This window comes from Scytonema hankhaensis NUACC26, from assembly GCF_045865695.1.
Taxonomy (GTDB): Bacteria; Cyanobacteriota; Cyanobacteriia; order Cyanobacteriales; family Nostocaceae; genus Scytonema.
The window spans coordinates 1-16,424 of sequence record NZ_BAACAP010000182.1 but is presented as its reverse complement, the minus strand read 5'-3'; the positions used below and the strand labels follow the sequence as shown (position 1 = coordinate 16,424).

Sequence of the window (16,424 nt, the reverse complement as noted above, 5' to 3'; positions counted from 1 at the left end):
AAAAACTAGGTATAATCTTTGTGCAATCGTATACAAATATCTCTGTTCTCGCAATTCAGCTTGTTATATGGCGCTACTGCAATCACCTCAACCGCTAGTTAAGAAAAGAGAAACACGTACAGTTGGACGCGGTTCTCAGCCTTTATTTTTCATCGTATTAACCTTATTACTGACGGTGGGGATTGGGACTCGTTTAGCATACTTACAAATCGTTGAGGGAGCGAAATTTCGAGCAAGAGCAGAGTCCAACCGGATTCGAATGATTCCCAAACAACCAGTCCGAGGCAATATCTTCGATCGCAATGGCAAACTCCTGGCTACAACCCGCTATCCCCGTTCCGTGTATTTGTGGCCTATGGCACACACAAAGCCATCATGGTCAGTAGTCGGTCCGCGTTTATCCAAAATTCTTGATATATCTGAAGATGACATTATTAAGAAATTAGAAGAAGCCGGTCCCAAAACGGCTCTTGTGAGGATTGCCCGCGACCTTAACGAAGCAGAAGTGACTGCCTTGAAAGAGTATGCCAATGAACTGCAAACCGTGGAAATTCACACGGAAGCCGTGCGTTCTTATCCTCACGGTCAGGCTCTAGCTCATGTATTAGGCTATACCCGTGAATTGACTCCCGGACAGTTGAGAGAAAAGAGAAAAGACGGCTACCGACTCGGTGATGTCATCGGTCAAATGGGTGTAGAAAAGGCGTATGAAAAAACACTCCGAGGTGAATGGGGCGGTCAGCAAGTGGAAGTGGACGGTAAAGGTCGCCCAATTCGTGTATTGGGAGAAAAACAAGCAAAAGCAGGGAATGATATCCACCTGACTTTAGATTTAAACCTGCAAAAAGCAGCAGAAAAAGCTTTAAGCGATCGCGACGGGTCTATTGTTGCCCTCGATCCGCGTAACGGTGCTGTTTTAGCAATGGTATCTCACCCCACCTTTGACCCAAATATTTTTTCCAAACAAAAAGTTTCTAAAAAAGATTGGCAAACCGTACAGGGAGAAAACCATCCTTTGCTCAATCGAGCTGTTAGCAGTGCTTATCCACCCGCCAGTACTTTTAAAATTGTTACTGCAACAGCTGGGTTAGAATCAGGTAAGTTTTCTCCCAGCACAGTACTACAGACCTATGGTTCTCTAACAGTTGGTGGGGTAACTTTTGCAGAGTGGAACCATGCAGGATTTGGTCCTCTAGGATTTACAGGGGCATTAGCATGGAGTAGCGATACATTTTTCTACCAAATTGGTCGGGGAGTTGGCGGTCATACTTTAATTGAATGGACGCGGAAATACGGGTTTGGAAAGAAAACAGGGATAGAGTTTGCTTCTGAAGAAACAAAAGGGAACGTTCCAGACGAAGCATGGAAGCAAAGAGTGTGGAAAATGCCTTGGACTGTAGGAGATAGCATCAATATGTCTATTGGTCAAGGTGCTTTGCAAACAACACCGCTACAAGTCGCTGTCATGTTTGCTGTTCCTGCTAACGGTGGCTATCGAGTGAAACCTCATTTACTGAAAGACAACGAAGAATCGAAAAATTGGCGAGAATCGCTAAAGATGAAGCCAAGTACCGTGAAAGTTTTACGCGAAGGCTTGCGAAAAGTGGTATCAGAGGGTACGGGCAAAGCACTTAATGTCACAACAATTCCTCCCGCCTCTGGTAAAAGCGGTACTGCTGAAGCATGGAAGCATCGAGTGAAAGCAAATCACGCTTGGTTTGGTGCGTATGCTCCCTATAATAAGCCAGAAATTGTGGTTTTAGGATTTGCCGAACACTCTGGCGGTGGCGGCGGTAGCGTTGCAGCTCCTATGGTATTGCAAGTTATGGAAGAATATTTCCGGCATAAGGCTCCCAGTAAGTCTCACAAAGTAGGAAACTGAAAAAGATATGGACTGAGAGGAGGTTTGTAAAGTCTTTATTTATACTTGACGAAAGCGAATGGAATTCGCGGCTACACAGGCAAAACCCACCTACGTGGGTTTCAAAACCTTGATTTTTCACGAGTTCGCGTAGGCGGTGAGTCTAGTCCTGCAAAAAGGTAACATTCGTAGGGAACTAAGTTAAATAGATTTTTAGAGTTAGATATTAATTCTAAAACTTAGATATTAATTATTTTATACATACTTGTACTAAGTAAATAAATCAGAACTCAAGACACAGAACCCATAATTGAGCAAGTAGTCTAATTAAACTAAAATATAATTATTACATATCTAAACATATCGCAACCCAATTTACTCATCATGACAAACATTACCATTTTTAACGTTGATGATAATATTAAAAACCTCTTGCAACAACGAGCTTCAAAAAATGGTCGTTCCCTAGAAGAAGAAGTAAAAGAAATTCTCCGTCTTGTTTTAAGTGAAAATCAAAAACCACCTGTAAATCTTGTCAATATAATAGAAAAACGCTTTGCCCATTTAGGAAATTTTGAACTAGGAGAAATAACTAGAGAACCTATGCGTCCTGCACCAAATGAGTGAATGATGATTATTCTTGATACTAATGTATTGTCAGAATTAATCAAACCTCAAGGGTCTATAGTCGTTCGTAATTGGGCAGCCCAACAACTTGTAACAAGTTTGTTTACCACAACAATTACACAAGCTGAAATACTCTATGGCATCGCTATTTTACCAGAAGGAAAGCGTAAATATGAACTCTACCAAGCTGCTACTTTAATGTTTGCAGAGGACTTTGTAGGACGTGTTCTTGCATTTGATGAATCATCTGCTGTAGCTTTTGCTAATATTTCAGATCAAAGACGGTTTAGTGGGACTCCCATATCTCAAGCTGATGCCCAAATTGCTGCTATTTGTTACTCTCATAATGCAGCTATAGCAACTCGTAATATTACTGATTTTGCTGATTGCGGAATTTTTATTATTAATCCTTGGTCAGAGAACTCCTCATAATTGATTTTTTGAAAAAATTTGAAAACATATACCTACAATTAATGACTTTGATACCATTTTGCTAGAAACAAGAGCGGATAAAATTTTTGAAGACGCGGAAAATATAAATACAATAATTTCTGAAATCGAGGAATGATGATAGATCTAAGAAGCAGAGCCAAAGAGTTAGCAAAAGAAGCTGCCGATTATAGTCGGCAAGGTATTGCCTTAATAAAAAGTGGCGATATCGAAAACGGTCACGCGCTAATGAAAAAAGCTAATGAGACTGGTAAACGTTGTAGGGTTATTTTACAGCAACTAGTAGCGCTTTCTGATTCCACGATAGTGAGTTAATAACTAACTCGTACTTTTCTTTCTCTTACCCGGTTCTTAAATGGATGCAATTTATAGATGTAGGGGCGCGGCGGCCTTGCGCCCCTACAAACCGTGTGGTTCTCTCCAATCCCCATTGCCCCTTATCCCTAGGGGGGACCCCGAGTTCCCCAGTTCCCTCATTATTTTGCCTGAGCTGGTTTGTAATTCTTAGCTCTGTAAAAAGTTTCCAAACTACCGCGATCGCCAACAAAACGCCAGTGCCAGGGTTCATAACTCACCCCTTGAGCATTCCCTTTAGGAAATGACAACTCAAAACTAAAACGGGCAGCGTTGGCTTGCAACCACTGAAAGGCTTTTGTTTTTTCAAAATTAGGGTTGAGATTCGTAGATGGTGCGGCTCCATCTCCAATATCTACAGCGTAACCTGTATGATGTTCGCTATGACCGGGAGGTGCGCTGACAGCCGCCCGTTGTGCGGGTGTTTGGTTTCGCTGAGCGCCAACTACAAAAAATAACTGTTCTTGTTCTTGAATGGAGCGAAAACCGGAAATAGGAACTAAAATAACCCCTGCATTTCTTGCTGCTGCTACCATCTCTTGATATTTTTGAGCAGCAGTTGCTCTCAATTTGATACGTCCATCACTAGAAATAGGTTTAAGTTCAGCTAAAGGGGCTTCTGAGTAAGAAAAATGACCTAGAACTAAATCTTCATTGACTTTAGCAGAGTTGCCCGATTCTTGCGAAGTTGCAGGATTTGAACTTGTAGAAGACAGTTTGGGATCGCTTGGTTTTTTAGATTCAATAAAAAGGAAAAGCAAACCACTTAGCAGAGCTAGCAAGACAAATCCTGCCACTCCTCCACCTAACCAAATGAACCATCGGAAGCGCACTTTAGTTTCTGCATCAGGAGTATCGCGTAAAGCTGCCGGGATATCCTCACTTTTACTAGGTGGTATGTCCTGTGGTTGTTCGGGAAAACCAGCATTACTCACAAGTACACTCCTGCTTTTTATAAAGAACCATAAAAATTGTAAACTAGATAGAAGGAAACAAAATTAGGTAATATTTTACATCTACTTATATGAGTCCCAGTTTTGATTAAACTCTTAGAACTGTACCTTTTTCTAGTAGGTTTAGTCCTTTTGGGATATATCCTGGGACGCAACTTACCCGCTACAGTACCTACCCAACTAGGTCGGTTCCTTTATTGGGTAGGAGTACCGATAAGCATTGTAGTTTTTTTACGAAAAGCTGACTTGTCGGGACCGATTTGGATTGCACCTGCGATCGCCTACTTAGCCATTTTACTAGGGGCGTTTTTAGCTTGGCTAGGAATCAAAGGACAAGCTCAGTTGACCAATACTACACCCCAGAAATCGACGCAAGGTAGTTTTATCTTAGCGGCGATGGTGGGTAACACAGGTTATATTGGCTATCCTGTCACGCTGTCAATAGTAGGCACTCAATATTTTGCATGGGCATTGTTTTACGATCTGCTTGGGTCAACAATAGGAGCTTACGGATTGGGTGTTGCTCTAGCAGCCCGTTTTGGTAATACTGCCCAGAGTTACAAGCAAGTGCTTCAAGCTATTCTCATCAATCCAGCCCTATGGAGTTTTGGATTTGGTTTCTTCCTTCGACAAGTTAGAATTCCCCAACCCGTAGATTTTTTGCTAGATAAACTAGCCTGGTTTTCCGTTACCTTATCCCTCGTTTTAATTGGGATGCGACTGAGCAAACTCAATTCTTGGCACAGTTTCCCAAGAGCTACTATAAGCGTCGGGATCAAAATGTTGGTTGTTCCTTTATTAATCAGCACTGTTATACCGCTCTTTGGTTTAACCGGAGCCGTCGCACAAGTTATTTTGCTACAAATGGCAATGCCTCCAGCCTTTGCCACGTTAGTTCTTGCCGAAACCTTCAACCTCGATCGCGACCTTGCAGTCACCTCCTTGGCAATGGGAACTGTGCTATTGCTGTTCACTTTGCCATTTTGGATAGTAGTTAGTCATTAGTCATTAGTCATTAGTCATTAGTCTCCTAACAACTATCTATTATCTAAGTAACTAGGCAGAAATGAACTGAACTATATTACAAAATGTAAATAGACGAGAAGTTCTTACCAAGGACGAAGGACGAAGGACAAATGACTAATAACAACTAACTACATAACCATTTCCATCAAATCCGTCGGATTCATGAATTCATATAGTTCAAAAGGTTGGTGTATCCACGGATTATCTGCTAAATAATCGATATAGTAATCCGGTACTATAACAGAGCAAGCTTTATACCAGAGTACTGCTGTCCGAATGTCTTCTATAGGAGAAAGACTGTTTTCTTGTAGCCATGGAATGCATTGTTGAAGTGTAATTCCAGAATCTACTAGATCGTCCACTACAAGAATGCGCGAACCCAAATGTTCGGTTGTCATGGTTAAATGACGAGAAAATATGAGCTTTCCTCTCTCTTGCTTTCCCGCACCACTGTAGGATGATGTTGCCAAAATTGCCAAAGGTTGCTTATAAATACGGGAAAGAATATCTCCAACCCTCAGTCCTCCTCTCGCAAGACAAACAATCTGGTTAAATTCCCACCCAGACTGGTAAATTTTAGCAGCCAGTTGTTCAATTTTTCGGTGATAATCTGACCAAGAAACGTAAAGGTCTGGCATATTGGTTAGGGGTTAGGGAGCAGTGACCAGTGACCAGTGACCAGTCACACTGGACAATATGCAATATAGTCGATTGTATTATAAGTATAAAGTTTTATGAACAATTTTGGCTCAGATGACCATGCCCAACAAACTCCCGAAAGTGAAAAACTAAATTTAAGTACCAAAATAGCTTTTGGTGCAGGGGATTTAGGTACGGCAATTACTGCTATGATTGGGATTTCTTATTTGTCGCCTTTCCTTACAGATGTCGCGGGTTTGAATCCCCAATTAGCAGGACAGACTCAACTTGTTGGTAAAGTGTGGGATGCAGTCAACGATCCGATGGTAGGGGTGTTGAGCGATCGCACTCAAAGTCAGCAGGGAAGGCGTTATCCTTGGATGATCTGGGGCGCAATTCCCTTTGGAGTGTTCTTTTTCTTGCAGTGGATTGTGCCTCATTTCAGTAATAATGAAAATGCAAATCAGTGGGGCTTATTTTGGTATTACACTGCCATTTCGATTTTGTTTAATGCTTTTTATACAGTTGTTAACTTACCATATACCGCTCTAACAGCAGAATTAACTCAAGACTACGACGAACGCACCAGTTTGAACAGTTTTCGCTTTAGTTTTTCTATTGGCGGTAGCATTCTTGCTCTCATCATTGGTTTGGTTATCTCCCTGATCGTTCCCAATAACAGGAATATGCAGTATCTGTTACTAGGAGCTATCTGTGGCATTATCTCTATTTTGCCCTTATATTGGTGCGTTTGGGGAACTAAAAATCGCGCTCAAGCTGTGGCGAAGCAACACCCACAAATAGAGCAAACTACTTCTATTCCTCTTCTACAGCAAATCAAAATTGCTTTTACAAATCGCCCTTTCTTATTTGTAGTAGGCATTTATTTGTGTTCTTGGTTAGCAGTTCAGCTAACAGCTGGGATTATTCCCTACTTTGTCACTAGCTGGATGCGCCTTCCACAATGGCATATTAGTTTAGTACTCTTGGCAGTGCAAGGAACTGCTATGGCTATGCTGTTCGTTTGGAGTGGTATCAGTAGACGTTATGGCAAACGAGCAGTATACTTTATGGGAATGAGTTTGTGGATGATTGCTCAAAGTGGACTGTTTTTCGTACAACCCGGTCAAATTGTGTTGATGTACTTTCTAGCAGTTATGGCAGGTTTTGGAGTATCCACAGCTTATCTTATTCCCTGGTCAATGCTACCTGATGTCATTGAACTTGATGAATTGAACACGGGACAGCGAAGGGAAGGTATTTTTTACAGTTTCATAGTTTTCGTGCAAAAAATTTGTTTGGGATTGGCTGTGAACCTAGTTCTGCAACAGTTAGGTACAGCCGGGTATATTAAACCTACAACAGAAATCCCGTTTCCAACCCAACCTGATTCCGTATTAGAAGTTATTCGCTTTTCCATCGGTCCCATACCAGCATTCGCTTTAATTTTTGGTCTAGTCCTAGCTTATTTTTATCCTCTTACCCGCGAGCTACACGCACAAATTGTGCTGCAACTCAAAGAACGACAAAACAAGTGAGGGGATTGGTGATTGGTGATTGGCGATTGGCCATTAATTATTCTTCCTTGTCCGCCTTGTCCCCAGTCCCCAGTACGGATATACACACCGTTGGGACGATCGCATTTCTCTGAGAATTTGTAATAATACTTAATATAAACAGAGATAAGAGAAAGACTTTAAACTAAATGGCAAATCCAAGCATACAGGAAATTTCCACCCAATTGGAAAGCGAAAATCTACGCGATCGCATGGTAGCCCTTGCATCTCTGAGGGAAGTTCCTGCAGAGGATGCGGTTCCTTTGATTAAGAAAGTGTTGGATGACGAATCTATCCAGTTGCGATCGATGGCTATCTTTGCTTTAGGTATCAAGCAAACAGCAGAATGCTATCCTCTTCTAGTTCAGATTCTGGAAACAGATCCCGACTACGGTATGCGTGCCGATGCTGCTGGTGCTTTAGGTTACTTAGAAGACAAGAGAGCCGTTGAACCTCTGATGCGGGCATTCTATGAAGATACCGATTGGCTGGTACGCTTTAGTGCTGCCGTATCTCTTGGTAATCTTAAAGACAAACGCGCTCGTGACATCCTCATCCAAGCTTTGGATAGCAAGGAAGTAGTTTTGCAACAAGCTGCGATCGCAGCGCTTGGAGAAATCAAAGATGTTGAGTCTGTAGATTTAATTCTACGCTTTGCTCAGTCAGAAGATTGGTTAGTACGGCAACGTCTTGCAGAAGCTTTAGGGCATCTTCCCACCCCCAAGAGCGTCTCTGCCCTAAAATACTTAGAAAAAGATAACCATCCACACGTTGCAGAAGCATCAAGGATTTCTTTAAAGCGACTTGAGCAAGCAGGTTATCAAGCTTAAGAGAAATATAACCGCAGCCTTCACGCAGATAGACGCCGATAGGAACTTCCAAATCGAAAAGTAAGTCACCAAAAATTTCTTGTGGAACGGAGAGCAGCGCCGTGCGGGGGTTCCCCCCGTTAAGGCGACTGCGGGGCGAGACGCCCGTTTGCGAAAGGGCAGGTGAGGACGCCCGCCCCACAATCCGGGAGAATACATTTCTTAGATATCCCATAGACGAGAAATTTATCCGCGTCCTTTGCTGTGCATCTGCGGTTGAAAAATTAAAATCGATTAACTTGCACCCCTCCTGCTACCTTTAAAATAAGTGGGAAAATGGGAAGATTTTGAAGAAAGGTAGATTCTTTCTATGGATATAAAAGAGTTTTTTGAACTAAGTGGTGGGAAATGGTTTTCTCATCGTACCAGTCATCATTTGGCATTCAAGCAATCAGAAGATGGTAAATCGGACATCGTAATTGAATCTTTAGCAAAAGATCATCCTGAAGTCGTCAAACTTTGCGAGCATAACGAAATCGATCCCAACCTTGCTTCTTGTGGTGCTAGAGTAACTTGGAATGGAACGATGGAATGGGATGAAGAAAAGCACACTGGTTCCACGGTGTTAGCTGTTGTACCAGATGAAGATAATCCCAATGAAGGTAGACTATTGCGGGAAATGGGCTATGCGGAGAAAGCTCCAGTTGCCGGACGTTATAAGATGGGTAGCGATGACACCTTAACTCTGACAACAGAGTACGAAACTATGTGGTCTGAGGAACGCCTTTGGTTTGCTAGTCCTAATTTGCGGATGCGAGTTGGTACTCTAAAGCGGTTTGGCGGTTTTAGCATGGCAACTTTGACAACTGAAATTCGCATGGGTGGCGGTAAATCAGTGACCAGTGACCAGTGACCAGTGACCAGTGACCAGTGACCAGTGACCAGTTATCATGGCTACGGATAACTGGTCACTGATATATGACTAATACGGCAGCCATTTTTTATAAAGCAGACGGGTTTGAAACTCGTGGAAAAAGACTCCTCGGTCGTCAAGCTGCAGGTGAAGGTTTTCTTAAAGCCTTAGTCCAGCATGGCACTGCGGAGTCTTTGTTCTGTTATACGGGAAGTTCAAATGAGTTTTCAGAATTCTGTCAACGCATCCAACCGTGGATGAAATCTCAGCGTAAAGTTCAGTGGCTCACATCTCACAATCCTCAACTTTTATCACAAGCAGGTACAATTTACCGTCCCGATCCGTTACTTTCTAAACAGGCATGGCAACGACGGTTTGTTGACCAAAACGCATACAGTATTTGTGGAGTGACTCATACGATTGCAAGTATTGGAGTTATGGAGGGGATTGGGGATTTCCTGATTGCCCCTCTTCAGCCTTGGGATGCTTTGATTTGCACATCTGTGGCGGTGAAAACTGCTGTTGAACGTCTCCTCAATACTTGGGCTGATTATTTAGCACAAAGGACGGGTGGCAGACCTAAAATTGAGTTTCAACTACCAATTATTCCTCTGGGTGTGGATTGTGATGCTTTTCCACAGGGAAATGTTGCAGCTTCCACTCGCAATCGTTTGCGTCAAGTGCTTGGTATTCCCCAAGATGAGATTGTTGTTTTATTTGTTGGACGGTTGTGTTTCTATGCGAAAGCTCATCCCGTACCAATGTATTTAGCTTTGGAAAAAGCAGCACAAGCGACTAAAACTAAAATTCATTTTATACAAGCAGGCTGGTTTGAAGATGAAAAAGAGGAAGCGAGTTTTAAAAGCAGCCCTCAAGTTTTTTGTCCATCTGTCAATTGTATTTTTGTAGATGGACGTAAACCAGAAATTCGTTCGGGAATTTGGTCTGTTGCTGATATTTTTATTTCTCTAGTTGATAATATTCAAGAAACTTTTGGATTGACTCCTATAGAGGCAATGGCTGCTGGTTTACCTGTTATTGTTTCTGATTGGGATGGTTATCAAGAATCGGTGCGTCATGAAATCGATGGTTGGAAAATTCCTACTCTTATACCGCCTCCTGGTTCTGCAAGGGATTTGGCTTTTGCTTATCTGAATGAAAGCGTGAATTACAGTTCTTATGTTGCTCATACCTCAATGGTAACAGCTGTAGATGTTGAGGCGGCGGCAAATGCGATCGCAACATTAATTACAAATCCCGAACTGAGGAAGCGTATTGGAGAAAATGGAAAGCAACGTGCTAGAGAGATATATGATTGGAAAGTCGTTATTGCGGCTTACGAGAACCTATGGCGAGAACTAGCAGAAATTCGCTCTACAGCAACACTTTCTGTTCCCATGCAGTCCAGTCAACCACCTTATCCTTTGTGTGACGATCCATTCGCGTTGTTTGCTCATTATCCAAATGCCAAGTTAACGAGTGAATTAGTTTTTGGGCTTGGTTCTATGGTAACTTGTTAGGAAAATAAATATGCAGGCAATGTAAGATAATACGTATTGCAAATTTTCCTCGTTTAATTTAAATGATTCATGCGTCGCGACTCAATCTTTTATAAACTGTTTCAACAATCCCCCTCACTGCTTTTTGAACTTTTGACAAATGCGCCAAGCAATACCAGTACATACCGATTTGATTCGGTAGCAGTCAAAGAACCTAAATTTGAGATTGATGGGGTATTTCTGCCACCAGAACATGAAGGCACAGGAGTTGTTTATTTCTGTGAAGTGCAATTTCAAAAAGACGAGCAACTTTACGAAAGGTTATTTGCTGAATCAGCGTTATATTTCTATCGCCAACGTGCGAGATTTAAAGACTGGCAAGCTGTCATCATCTACCCAACGCGCAGTCTTGAACAAAGTGATGTTTATCCTCACCGCACCTTACTCAACGGCGAGCAAGTACATCGGGTATATTTGAACGAGTTGGGTGATATCCGTTCCTTGCCCTTATGGGTAGCACTGATGGTACTTACCACTGTCAGTGAAGAACAAGCGCCAGAAGAAGCAAGGCGGGACTGGTTCAGAGGTATAATCGATAGCCATGTCTAGTCCTGCTCTGTCATACACCCCATGTAGCAACGCTTGTAAATCTACTAGTGGTTCTGTATCACCCTCTCGTAATGGTAGCGGAAACACAGGAATTGACTGCTGCAATCCAAAGGGGTATAAATCTGCTAGCGGACGGCGATCGCTACGACTCACCAATATTCTATAACTTGCTTGAATGCCATCATTTAAAATAGACATGGGTTTTCCCCCTCTCAGCAAATCAATTTCCACTAAATGAGTCAGACTGCTGAAAATCTTCTGACGCTTACTTTCATATGCTAGCCGTCCTTCTCTCGATCGCTTATTTTTAGGTGAAAGAAGTTCAATTGCTGTTATAACTTCACCCGTTCCCACCTTTCGTATTGACAAAAATCCCTCCCGTACTTCTTCTAGCATGGGTACTCCCACTGTAATGGGTGTTATTGGAGGTGAAGCTACTGCAATGTTGGCTTCCTCTTTACCACCACTTAAACTTCGTCCCACAGATACATCTGGAATACCAATTAATACAGAGTCTTCCTCTGTTGTTTGATAAACTCGTTTTTCAATAGCAACTCTGTACTTAGGACGTCAATCAGGAGCTAGTGCATCAGTAATAGCTACTATTAAACGACTGTGAACTTCTGACCACATTTCTGAATCTTCTAAATAGGGATTCATTCCAGGAAAAGGTGAAGGCATAATACTAATTCGTAATGCACAGAAAATTCAAATTAAATTTGTAACAAACGAGCAAGCGACTGTGGTAATGGAAGTACGATCGCAATTAACACAACCATTGCAAACAATCCCCCGATATCGCGTTTGTTATCCAAATCGCTAACATCATTGAGAGCGGGTTCATCAATCAGTGGTAAGAACAACAAGATAACCGCCCACAAGAAAAACTCTTGCTGAACTAAGGAAAGTAGCAGCAGTAACAAGCGAGAAATTTGACCGATGACGACTGCTGTTCTTTGCCCAAATATAGCGTGAACGATGTGACCTCCATCAAGTTGTCCCACTGGCATTAAATTCAATGCTGTAACTATCAATCCTAAAAACCCTGCAACTGCTACTGGGTGCAAATCGATAGCTGATGAAGCTGTTAACTGACTTCCCAAGGCTAATTTTGAAATTATTGCTAGTAATATGGAGTAGTTGGGATTTAGAGCATCGGGGTTTAAAATACCCGTTTTTTCTGACATTGGCACGACTGCGGAATTTGCCAAACCCCAAAAGAGTAAAGGTAAAGTTGCCACAAAACCTGCTACAGGTCCCGCTATACTCACATCAAATAAAGCTTTGCGATTGGGAATTGGACTCCGCATCTGGATAAATGCTCCAAAGGTTCCCAGAAAGAAGGGCATGGGGATAAAGTAAGGTAGAGTTGCACGAATTTTGTAAGACCGTGCTGCGAGATAGTGACCTAGTTCGTGGATACCTAAAATGGTTATGAGTGCCAGAGCATAGGGTAAACCTTTCAATAACTCAGTAGGGTTAGCTTGCCATGTTGTAGTGGCGACACCAGCAATTCTAGTTCCTACAAAAGTCGTGCATAGCAATGTGACAGCTAATAGCATGGCAGCTAACCCTGGTCTTGTCAGTTTTTCGCTGCCTGTATTTGACTTGCTTTTGGAAGTTTGAGTATTGGGAACAAGTACAAAGAAAGGTTTACCATTGAGACCTTCTTGAAAAATAATTAAGAAGCGATCGCCAAATTGTGCTTCGATATTTGCCTTAATCCTTTGGTAAGCATTAGTTGGTGAAGTTCTTAACTGACCGCGACAAACAACAGCCTGAGGTCGATACTCAATGTTTTGAATGTAGTATACAGACCAGGGAAAACAATTTCGCAGTTGGGTTTCTTCCGATGGTTCGATGGGACGCACTGGCACTGGTTCTGCGATAGGATCTACATCCAATTGTAACTCTTGCAATGCTGGAGTTTTTGGAACTTCTGCTTCAACCTGCGTTTCTTGAAGCGAACGACGCCCCCACTGAAACAAAAACCAGTATAATACGGGACATAGAATGAGCGGCCAAATCATGAGCGCTCTTGGTGGTGGTTGTTGTCCTCCGTAGATTGCAGTCCAAGCAGTCCATAGCAAAGCCGGGGTCATTAAAACCAACCATAATAACCAGACTGGTGTTTTGGTTAGTTTAGCGACACTACGCTGAACCATTAAGTAAGTAATGAGTCCCAATAGAAGAAGAAACCAAAAAGTCATGCTATCTTCGGTTATTTTAATATGTTAATTTTGGCTTGCGGTCACAAAAATGACCATTAGCGTATATTGTAAGTGTAATTTTTTACAACTCCTCCACAATAACAGTTTTCCTCATGTGTCCCTTGCCTCAAGAGTCAAGCAATACAGCCAAATTGCCACGAGCAATTTTCTCCCATGAAGTCCCAGTGGTCGGAAGCCTCGATTCAGACCTCTCGCCTGGTACAACCATTTTTGCATTTCCACCAAATAGAGACACATTAGGGGGGACTGCTTATTTTATTGTAAGAAACGAAGGCAATATCCTGATCGATTGTCCTGCAATTGATACAATAAATCAGGATTTTTTACATTCTCATGGGGGCATCAGTTATTTCTTTGTTACCCATCGAGGGGCAATTGGTAAGGCTGAAGAAATTCAACGAGTTTTTAACTGCAAAATTTTGATTCAAGAACAAGAAGCTTATTTGTTACCTGGCTTAACAGTTTCTACCTTTGGTCAGGAATTCTCTTTAGATTCAACAGTACGGATAATTTGGACACCCGGTCACTCTCCCGGTTCTTCCTGCCTTTACTATAAAGGGAACGGAGGTATACTGTTTTCTGGTCGTCATCTTCTGCCTAATTTACAAGGCGAACCGATACCGTTAAAGACTGCTAAAACCTTTCACTGGTGGCGACAAGTTGAGAGTACCAAATTGCTGTTAAATAACTTTACAAAAGAAACACTCCAATACATTTGCCCTGGTGCCAATACTGGTTTTCTTCGGGGACAACGTTTCATTGACAATGCTTATGAACGGCTGAGGGATTGGGAGTCCCCAATCCCCAGTCCCTAACCTCTAGCCACTACCGCATTTTTTTTCAACAGTTGAACGGCTGCTTGATACTGGGTATCTGCTTCTGTACCAACTTGTTCGCGGGTGAGGGATTCTGTGGGAATTTGCATATCGGGTTGAATTCCTAGTTTGTTGATATCATGATGGTTGGGAGTTTCATATTTAGCAATGGTTACAGCTAAGCCAGCACCATTTGATAGCTCAAATAATGACTGGATTAACCCTTTTCCGAAGGTGGTTTCTCCGACTAACAGGGCGCGTTTATTGTCTTGTAATGCTCCTGCTAAAATTTCACTGGCACTCGCGGTTCCTTGATTCACCAAAACCACTAGGGGGTCATTGGTTAGCGCCGGACCGAAGGCATCAAAACTTCCCTGTATTCCTTGGCGATTAACGGTGTAGACAACAGTACCGGAGTTCAACCACAAACGAGCTATCTCAATTCCTGCTTGTAACAGTCCACCAGGATTATTTCTCAAATCTAAAATGTAGGCATTAGCGCCTTTTTTTTCTAGACTAGAAATAGCGTGTGCCAACTCCATTGGAGCATTGGCATTAAATTGTGTGAGGCGAATGTAACCTATGGACGTTCCTTGGGGAGATGTGCGTAATTCCGCAATCACTGGGTTGAGCGAAATGCGATCGCGCACTAGCTGAACTTCTAACTCTCTCCCTGCATCTCGTTCTATCAGCAGCGTGATGGCACTACCAATTGGTCCCCGCATTCTAGTTGCTGCTTCGTCAAGGGTTAAATTCTCTGTGGAAAACCCTTCGATTTTGAGAATGCGATCGTGCGGTCTAATCCCAGCTTTTTCTGCTGGCGAACCAGATATAGGAGCGACCACTTCCAACTTACCTGTTTCGGGATTAAGAGCAATTTGTAATCCCACCCCCGTCAGTTCCCCAGAGGTGTTTACCTGTAAACTGCGGTACTGTTCCGGGTTAAGAAACCGGGTAAAAGGGTCATCAAGGCTCTTAAGCATTTTCTGAATGACCGTGTAAGCCGTTTGGTCGTCTTTAATTGGCTTTTCTAGAGCCTTCTGCCTTACTGTTGCCCAGTTCTGATGATTGAATGTCTCATCCAAGTATGTACGACTAACAATTCGCCACGCTTCTGATATCAACTTCTGTTGTTCGGTCATTGCTGTCGCTGGTTGACAAAAGCTGCAAAAGCCCAACCAAAAAGCGACGAAGAATGACAATCCTACTCGAAAAACTTGTTTGTGCATGAACGCCATATTCACTATCACTTCAACCCAAATTGCCAGAATGAGATCGGCTAGTTTGCATTTGTGAAATCATCTCTCGACTATGTTACTTTTTTTATAGAAGTGATGCATCGCTGTCATCAACCTTTCTCACCGTTAGATTCAGCACGCAGTCACTATCGACCAACCCCAACCTCTGCTTCGTGTCCATCTCCTGATGGCGATCGGTCACTGACAGAACGCAATACATTCCCTCTAGTCAGAGTGTAAAGTTTTTTTTAAACTATTAACACTCTGACAATTGAAAAAGCAAATGAGGATAAATACTCTTTGCTCAAATCCCAAAGTCGGAACTAGGGGAAAAGTCTGGGCGAAGCATAGCTAACAAGCGAAGTCAAGTTCAGAACTTTAAATAGATTTATCAACCGCGAGTCAATTTTAGGAATTTGAGATTGTATGGCCAACGTTTACGACTGGTTTGAGGAGCGTCTGGAAATTCAGGCGCTCGCTGACGACGTAACCAGCAAGTACGTCCCTCCCCACGTCAACATCTTCTACTGCCTGGGTGGAATCACACTGACGTGCTTTCTCATCCAGTTTGCTACTGGATTTGCCATGACATTCTACTATAAGCCAACCGTTGCGGAAGCTTATTCTTCGGTGCAGAACATCATGACTGATGTCAACTTCGGCTGGCTGATTCGCTCCGTGCATCGCTGGTCTGCCAGCATGATGGTGCTGATGATGATTTTGCACACCTTCAGGGTTTACCTAACGGGCGGTTTCAAAAAGCCCCGCGAACTAACCTGGGTAACTGGTGTCATCCTCGCCGTGATTACCGTTTCCTTCGGTGTGACTGGTTACTCTCTACCTT

The 16,424-nt window shown here is 42.6% G+C and carries 15 protein-coding genes and 3 pseudogenes; 13 read left to right on the top strand and 5 right to left on the bottom strand.

The annotated features are described in order from the left end of the window. The first annotated feature begins 67 nt into the window (after positions 1-67). The 4 genes from mrdA (at position 68) to ACKTT2_RS17425 (ending at position 3,253) form a co-directional block, all read left to right on the top strand. A complete protein-coding gene (mrdA, locus tag ACKTT2_RS17440; protein ID WP_407889121.1) occupies positions 68-1,882 on the top strand; it encodes a penicillin-binding protein 2 in 1,815 nt (604 codons plus the stop codon). Positions 1,883-2,245: 363 nt separating this feature from the next. Continuing rightward, positions 2,246-2,488 (top strand): FitA-like ribbon-helix-helix domain-containing protein, encoded by a 243-nt coding sequence (locus tag ACKTT2_RS17435; RefSeq protein ID WP_407889119.1) that lies wholly within the window; start codon positions 2,246-2,248, stop codon positions 2,486-2,488. Between the two features lie 3 nt (positions 2,489-2,491). Next, positions 2,492-2,920 (top strand): type II toxin-antitoxin system VapC family toxin, encoded by a 429-nt coding sequence (locus tag ACKTT2_RS17430; RefSeq protein ID WP_407889184.1) that lies wholly within the window; start codon positions 2,492-2,494, stop codon positions 2,918-2,920. Between the two features lie 132 nt (positions 2,921-3,052). Then, positions 3,053-3,253 (top strand): hypothetical protein, encoded by a 201-nt coding sequence (locus ACKTT2_RS17425; RefSeq protein ID WP_407889117.1) that lies wholly within the window; start codon positions 3,053-3,055, stop codon positions 3,251-3,253. Between the two features lie 161 nt (positions 3,254-3,414). Here the strand turns inward: ACKTT2_RS17425 and ACKTT2_RS17420 are convergent, their stop codons facing one another. Then, the gene (locus ACKTT2_RS17420; protein WP_407889115.1) at positions 3,415-4,227 is read right to left on the bottom strand and encodes a M15 family metallopeptidase; all 813 of its coding nucleotides are present in this window, start codon (positions 4,225-4,227) and stop codon (positions 3,415-3,417) included. Between the two features lie 102 nt (positions 4,228-4,329). Here ACKTT2_RS17420 and ACKTT2_RS17415 point away from each other — a divergent pair, with 102 nt between their 5' ends. Then, positions 4,330-5,250, top strand: a complete 921-nt coding sequence (locus tag ACKTT2_RS17415; protein WP_407889113.1) for an AEC family transporter — start codon at positions 4,330-4,332, stop codon at positions 5,248-5,250. 149 nt (positions 5,251-5,399) lie between these two features. Here ACKTT2_RS17415 and ACKTT2_RS17410 read toward each other — a convergent pair whose 3' ends face one another. After that, positions 5,400-5,909, bottom strand: coding sequence for a phosphoribosyltransferase (locus ACKTT2_RS17410; protein WP_407889111.1), 510 nt, complete (start codon positions 5,907-5,909; stop codon positions 5,400-5,402). Positions 5,910-6,005: 96 nt separating this feature from the next. Here ACKTT2_RS17410 and ACKTT2_RS17405 point away from each other — a divergent pair, with 96 nt between their 5' ends. The 5 genes and pseudogenes from ACKTT2_RS17405 to ACKTT2_RS17385 form a co-directional block, all read left to right on the top strand. Next, entirely contained in the window at positions 6,006-7,448 is a 1,443-nt protein-coding gene (locus tag ACKTT2_RS17405; RefSeq protein ID WP_407889109.1) for an MFS transporter, read from the top strand. Between the two features lie 167 nt (positions 7,449-7,615). Then, positions 7,616-8,296, top strand: a complete 681-nt coding sequence (locus tag ACKTT2_RS17400; protein ID WP_407889107.1) for a HEAT repeat domain-containing protein — start codon at positions 7,616-7,618, stop codon at positions 8,294-8,296. Between the two features lie 349 nt (positions 8,297-8,645). After that, complete coding sequence (locus ACKTT2_RS17395) at positions 8,646-9,188, top strand: phycobiliprotein lyase (protein WP_407889105.1); 543 nt, start codon at positions 8,646-8,648, stop codon at positions 9,186-9,188. A gap of 65 nt (positions 9,189-9,253) precedes the next feature. Next, on the top strand, positions 9,254-10,708 hold the full coding sequence (locus tag ACKTT2_RS17390; RefSeq protein ID WP_407889103.1) for a glycosyltransferase family 4 protein: 1,455 nt from the start codon (positions 9,254-9,256) through the stop codon (positions 10,706-10,708). A gap of 69 nt (positions 10,709-10,777) precedes the next feature. Further along, positions 10,778-11,257 (top strand): annotated as a pseudogene (locus ACKTT2_RS17385) (Rpn family recombination-promoting nuclease/putative transposase); the annotation flags it as partial. Here ACKTT2_RS17385 and ACKTT2_RS17380 read toward each other — a convergent pair. Both ACKTT2_RS17380 and ACKTT2_RS17375 read right to left on the bottom strand, forming a co-directional pair. Next, positions 11,195-11,977 (bottom strand): annotated as a pseudogene (locus tag ACKTT2_RS17380) (DUF4058 family protein). The pseudogenes ACKTT2_RS17385 and ACKTT2_RS17380 overlap by 63 nt on opposite strands. 32 nt (positions 11,978-12,009) lie before the next feature. Next, on the bottom strand, positions 12,010-13,506 hold the full coding sequence (locus tag ACKTT2_RS17375) for a site-2 protease family protein (protein ID WP_407889101.1): 1,497 nt from the start codon (positions 13,504-13,506) through the stop codon (positions 12,010-12,012). 113 nt (positions 13,507-13,619) lie between these two features. Between ACKTT2_RS17375 and ACKTT2_RS17370 the strand changes: the two genes are divergently transcribed. Further along, positions 13,620-14,342, top strand: a complete 723-nt coding sequence (locus tag ACKTT2_RS17370) for an MBL fold metallo-hydrolase (RefSeq protein ID WP_407889098.1) — start codon at positions 13,620-13,622, stop codon at positions 14,340-14,342. Here ACKTT2_RS17370 and ctpA read toward each other — a convergent pair. Next, complete coding sequence (gene ctpA / locus ACKTT2_RS17365) at positions 14,339-15,580, bottom strand: carboxyl-terminal processing protease CtpA (RefSeq protein WP_407889096.1); 1,242 nt, start codon at positions 15,578-15,580, stop codon at positions 14,339-14,341. The two genes, ACKTT2_RS17370 and ctpA, sit on opposite strands and share 4 nt — an antisense overlap. A 54-nt stretch (positions 15,581-15,634) precedes the next feature. Between ctpA and ACKTT2_RS17360 the strand changes: the two genes are divergently transcribed. Both ACKTT2_RS17360 and petB read left to right on the top strand, forming a co-directional pair. Further along, a complete protein-coding gene (locus tag ACKTT2_RS17360) occupies positions 15,635-15,820 on the top strand; it encodes a hypothetical protein (protein ID WP_407889094.1) in 186 nt (61 codons plus the stop codon). 186 nt (positions 15,821-16,006) lie between these two features. Next, a pseudogene (petB, locus tag ACKTT2_RS17355) lies at positions 16,007-16,424 on the top strand (cytochrome b6); the annotation flags it as partial.

Coding starts and splice junctions, on each gene's coding strand:
- mrdA (WP_407889121.1), top strand. CDS start 68: ATGGCGCTACTGCAATCACCTCAACCGCTAGTTAAGAAAAGAGAAACA.
- ACKTT2_RS17435 (WP_407889119.1), top strand. CDS start 2,246: ATGACAAACATTACCATTTTTAACGTTGATGATAATATTAAAAACCTC.
- ACKTT2_RS17430 (WP_407889184.1), top strand. CDS start 2,492: ATGATTATTCTTGATACTAATGTATTGTCAGAATTAATCAAACCTCAA.
- ACKTT2_RS17425 (WP_407889117.1), top strand. CDS start 3,053: ATGATGATAGATCTAAGAAGCAGAGCCAAAGAGTTAGCAAAAGAAGCT.
- ACKTT2_RS17410 (WP_407889111.1), bottom strand. CDS start 5,909: ATGCCAGACCTTTACGTTTCTTGGTCAGATTATCACCGAAAAATTGAA.
- ACKTT2_RS17405 (WP_407889109.1), top strand. CDS start 6,006: ATGAACAATTTTGGCTCAGATGACCATGCCCAACAAACTCCCGAAAGT.
- ACKTT2_RS17400 (WP_407889107.1), top strand. CDS start 7,616: ATGGCAAATCCAAGCATACAGGAAATTTCCACCCAATTGGAAAGCGAA.
- ACKTT2_RS17395 (WP_407889105.1), top strand. CDS start 8,646: ATGGATATAAAAGAGTTTTTTGAACTAAGTGGTGGGAAATGGTTTTCT.
- ACKTT2_RS17390 (WP_407889103.1), top strand. CDS start 9,254: ATGACTAATACGGCAGCCATTTTTTATAAAGCAGACGGGTTTGAAACT.
- ACKTT2_RS17375 (WP_407889101.1), bottom strand. CDS start 13,506: ATGACTTTTTGGTTTCTTCTTCTATTGGGACTCATTACTTACTTAATG.
- ACKTT2_RS17370 (WP_407889098.1), top strand. CDS start 13,620: ATGTGTCCCTTGCCTCAAGAGTCAAGCAATACAGCCAAATTGCCACGA.
- ctpA (WP_407889096.1), bottom strand. CDS start 15,580: ATGGCGTTCATGCACAAACAAGTTTTTCGAGTAGGATTGTCATTCTTC.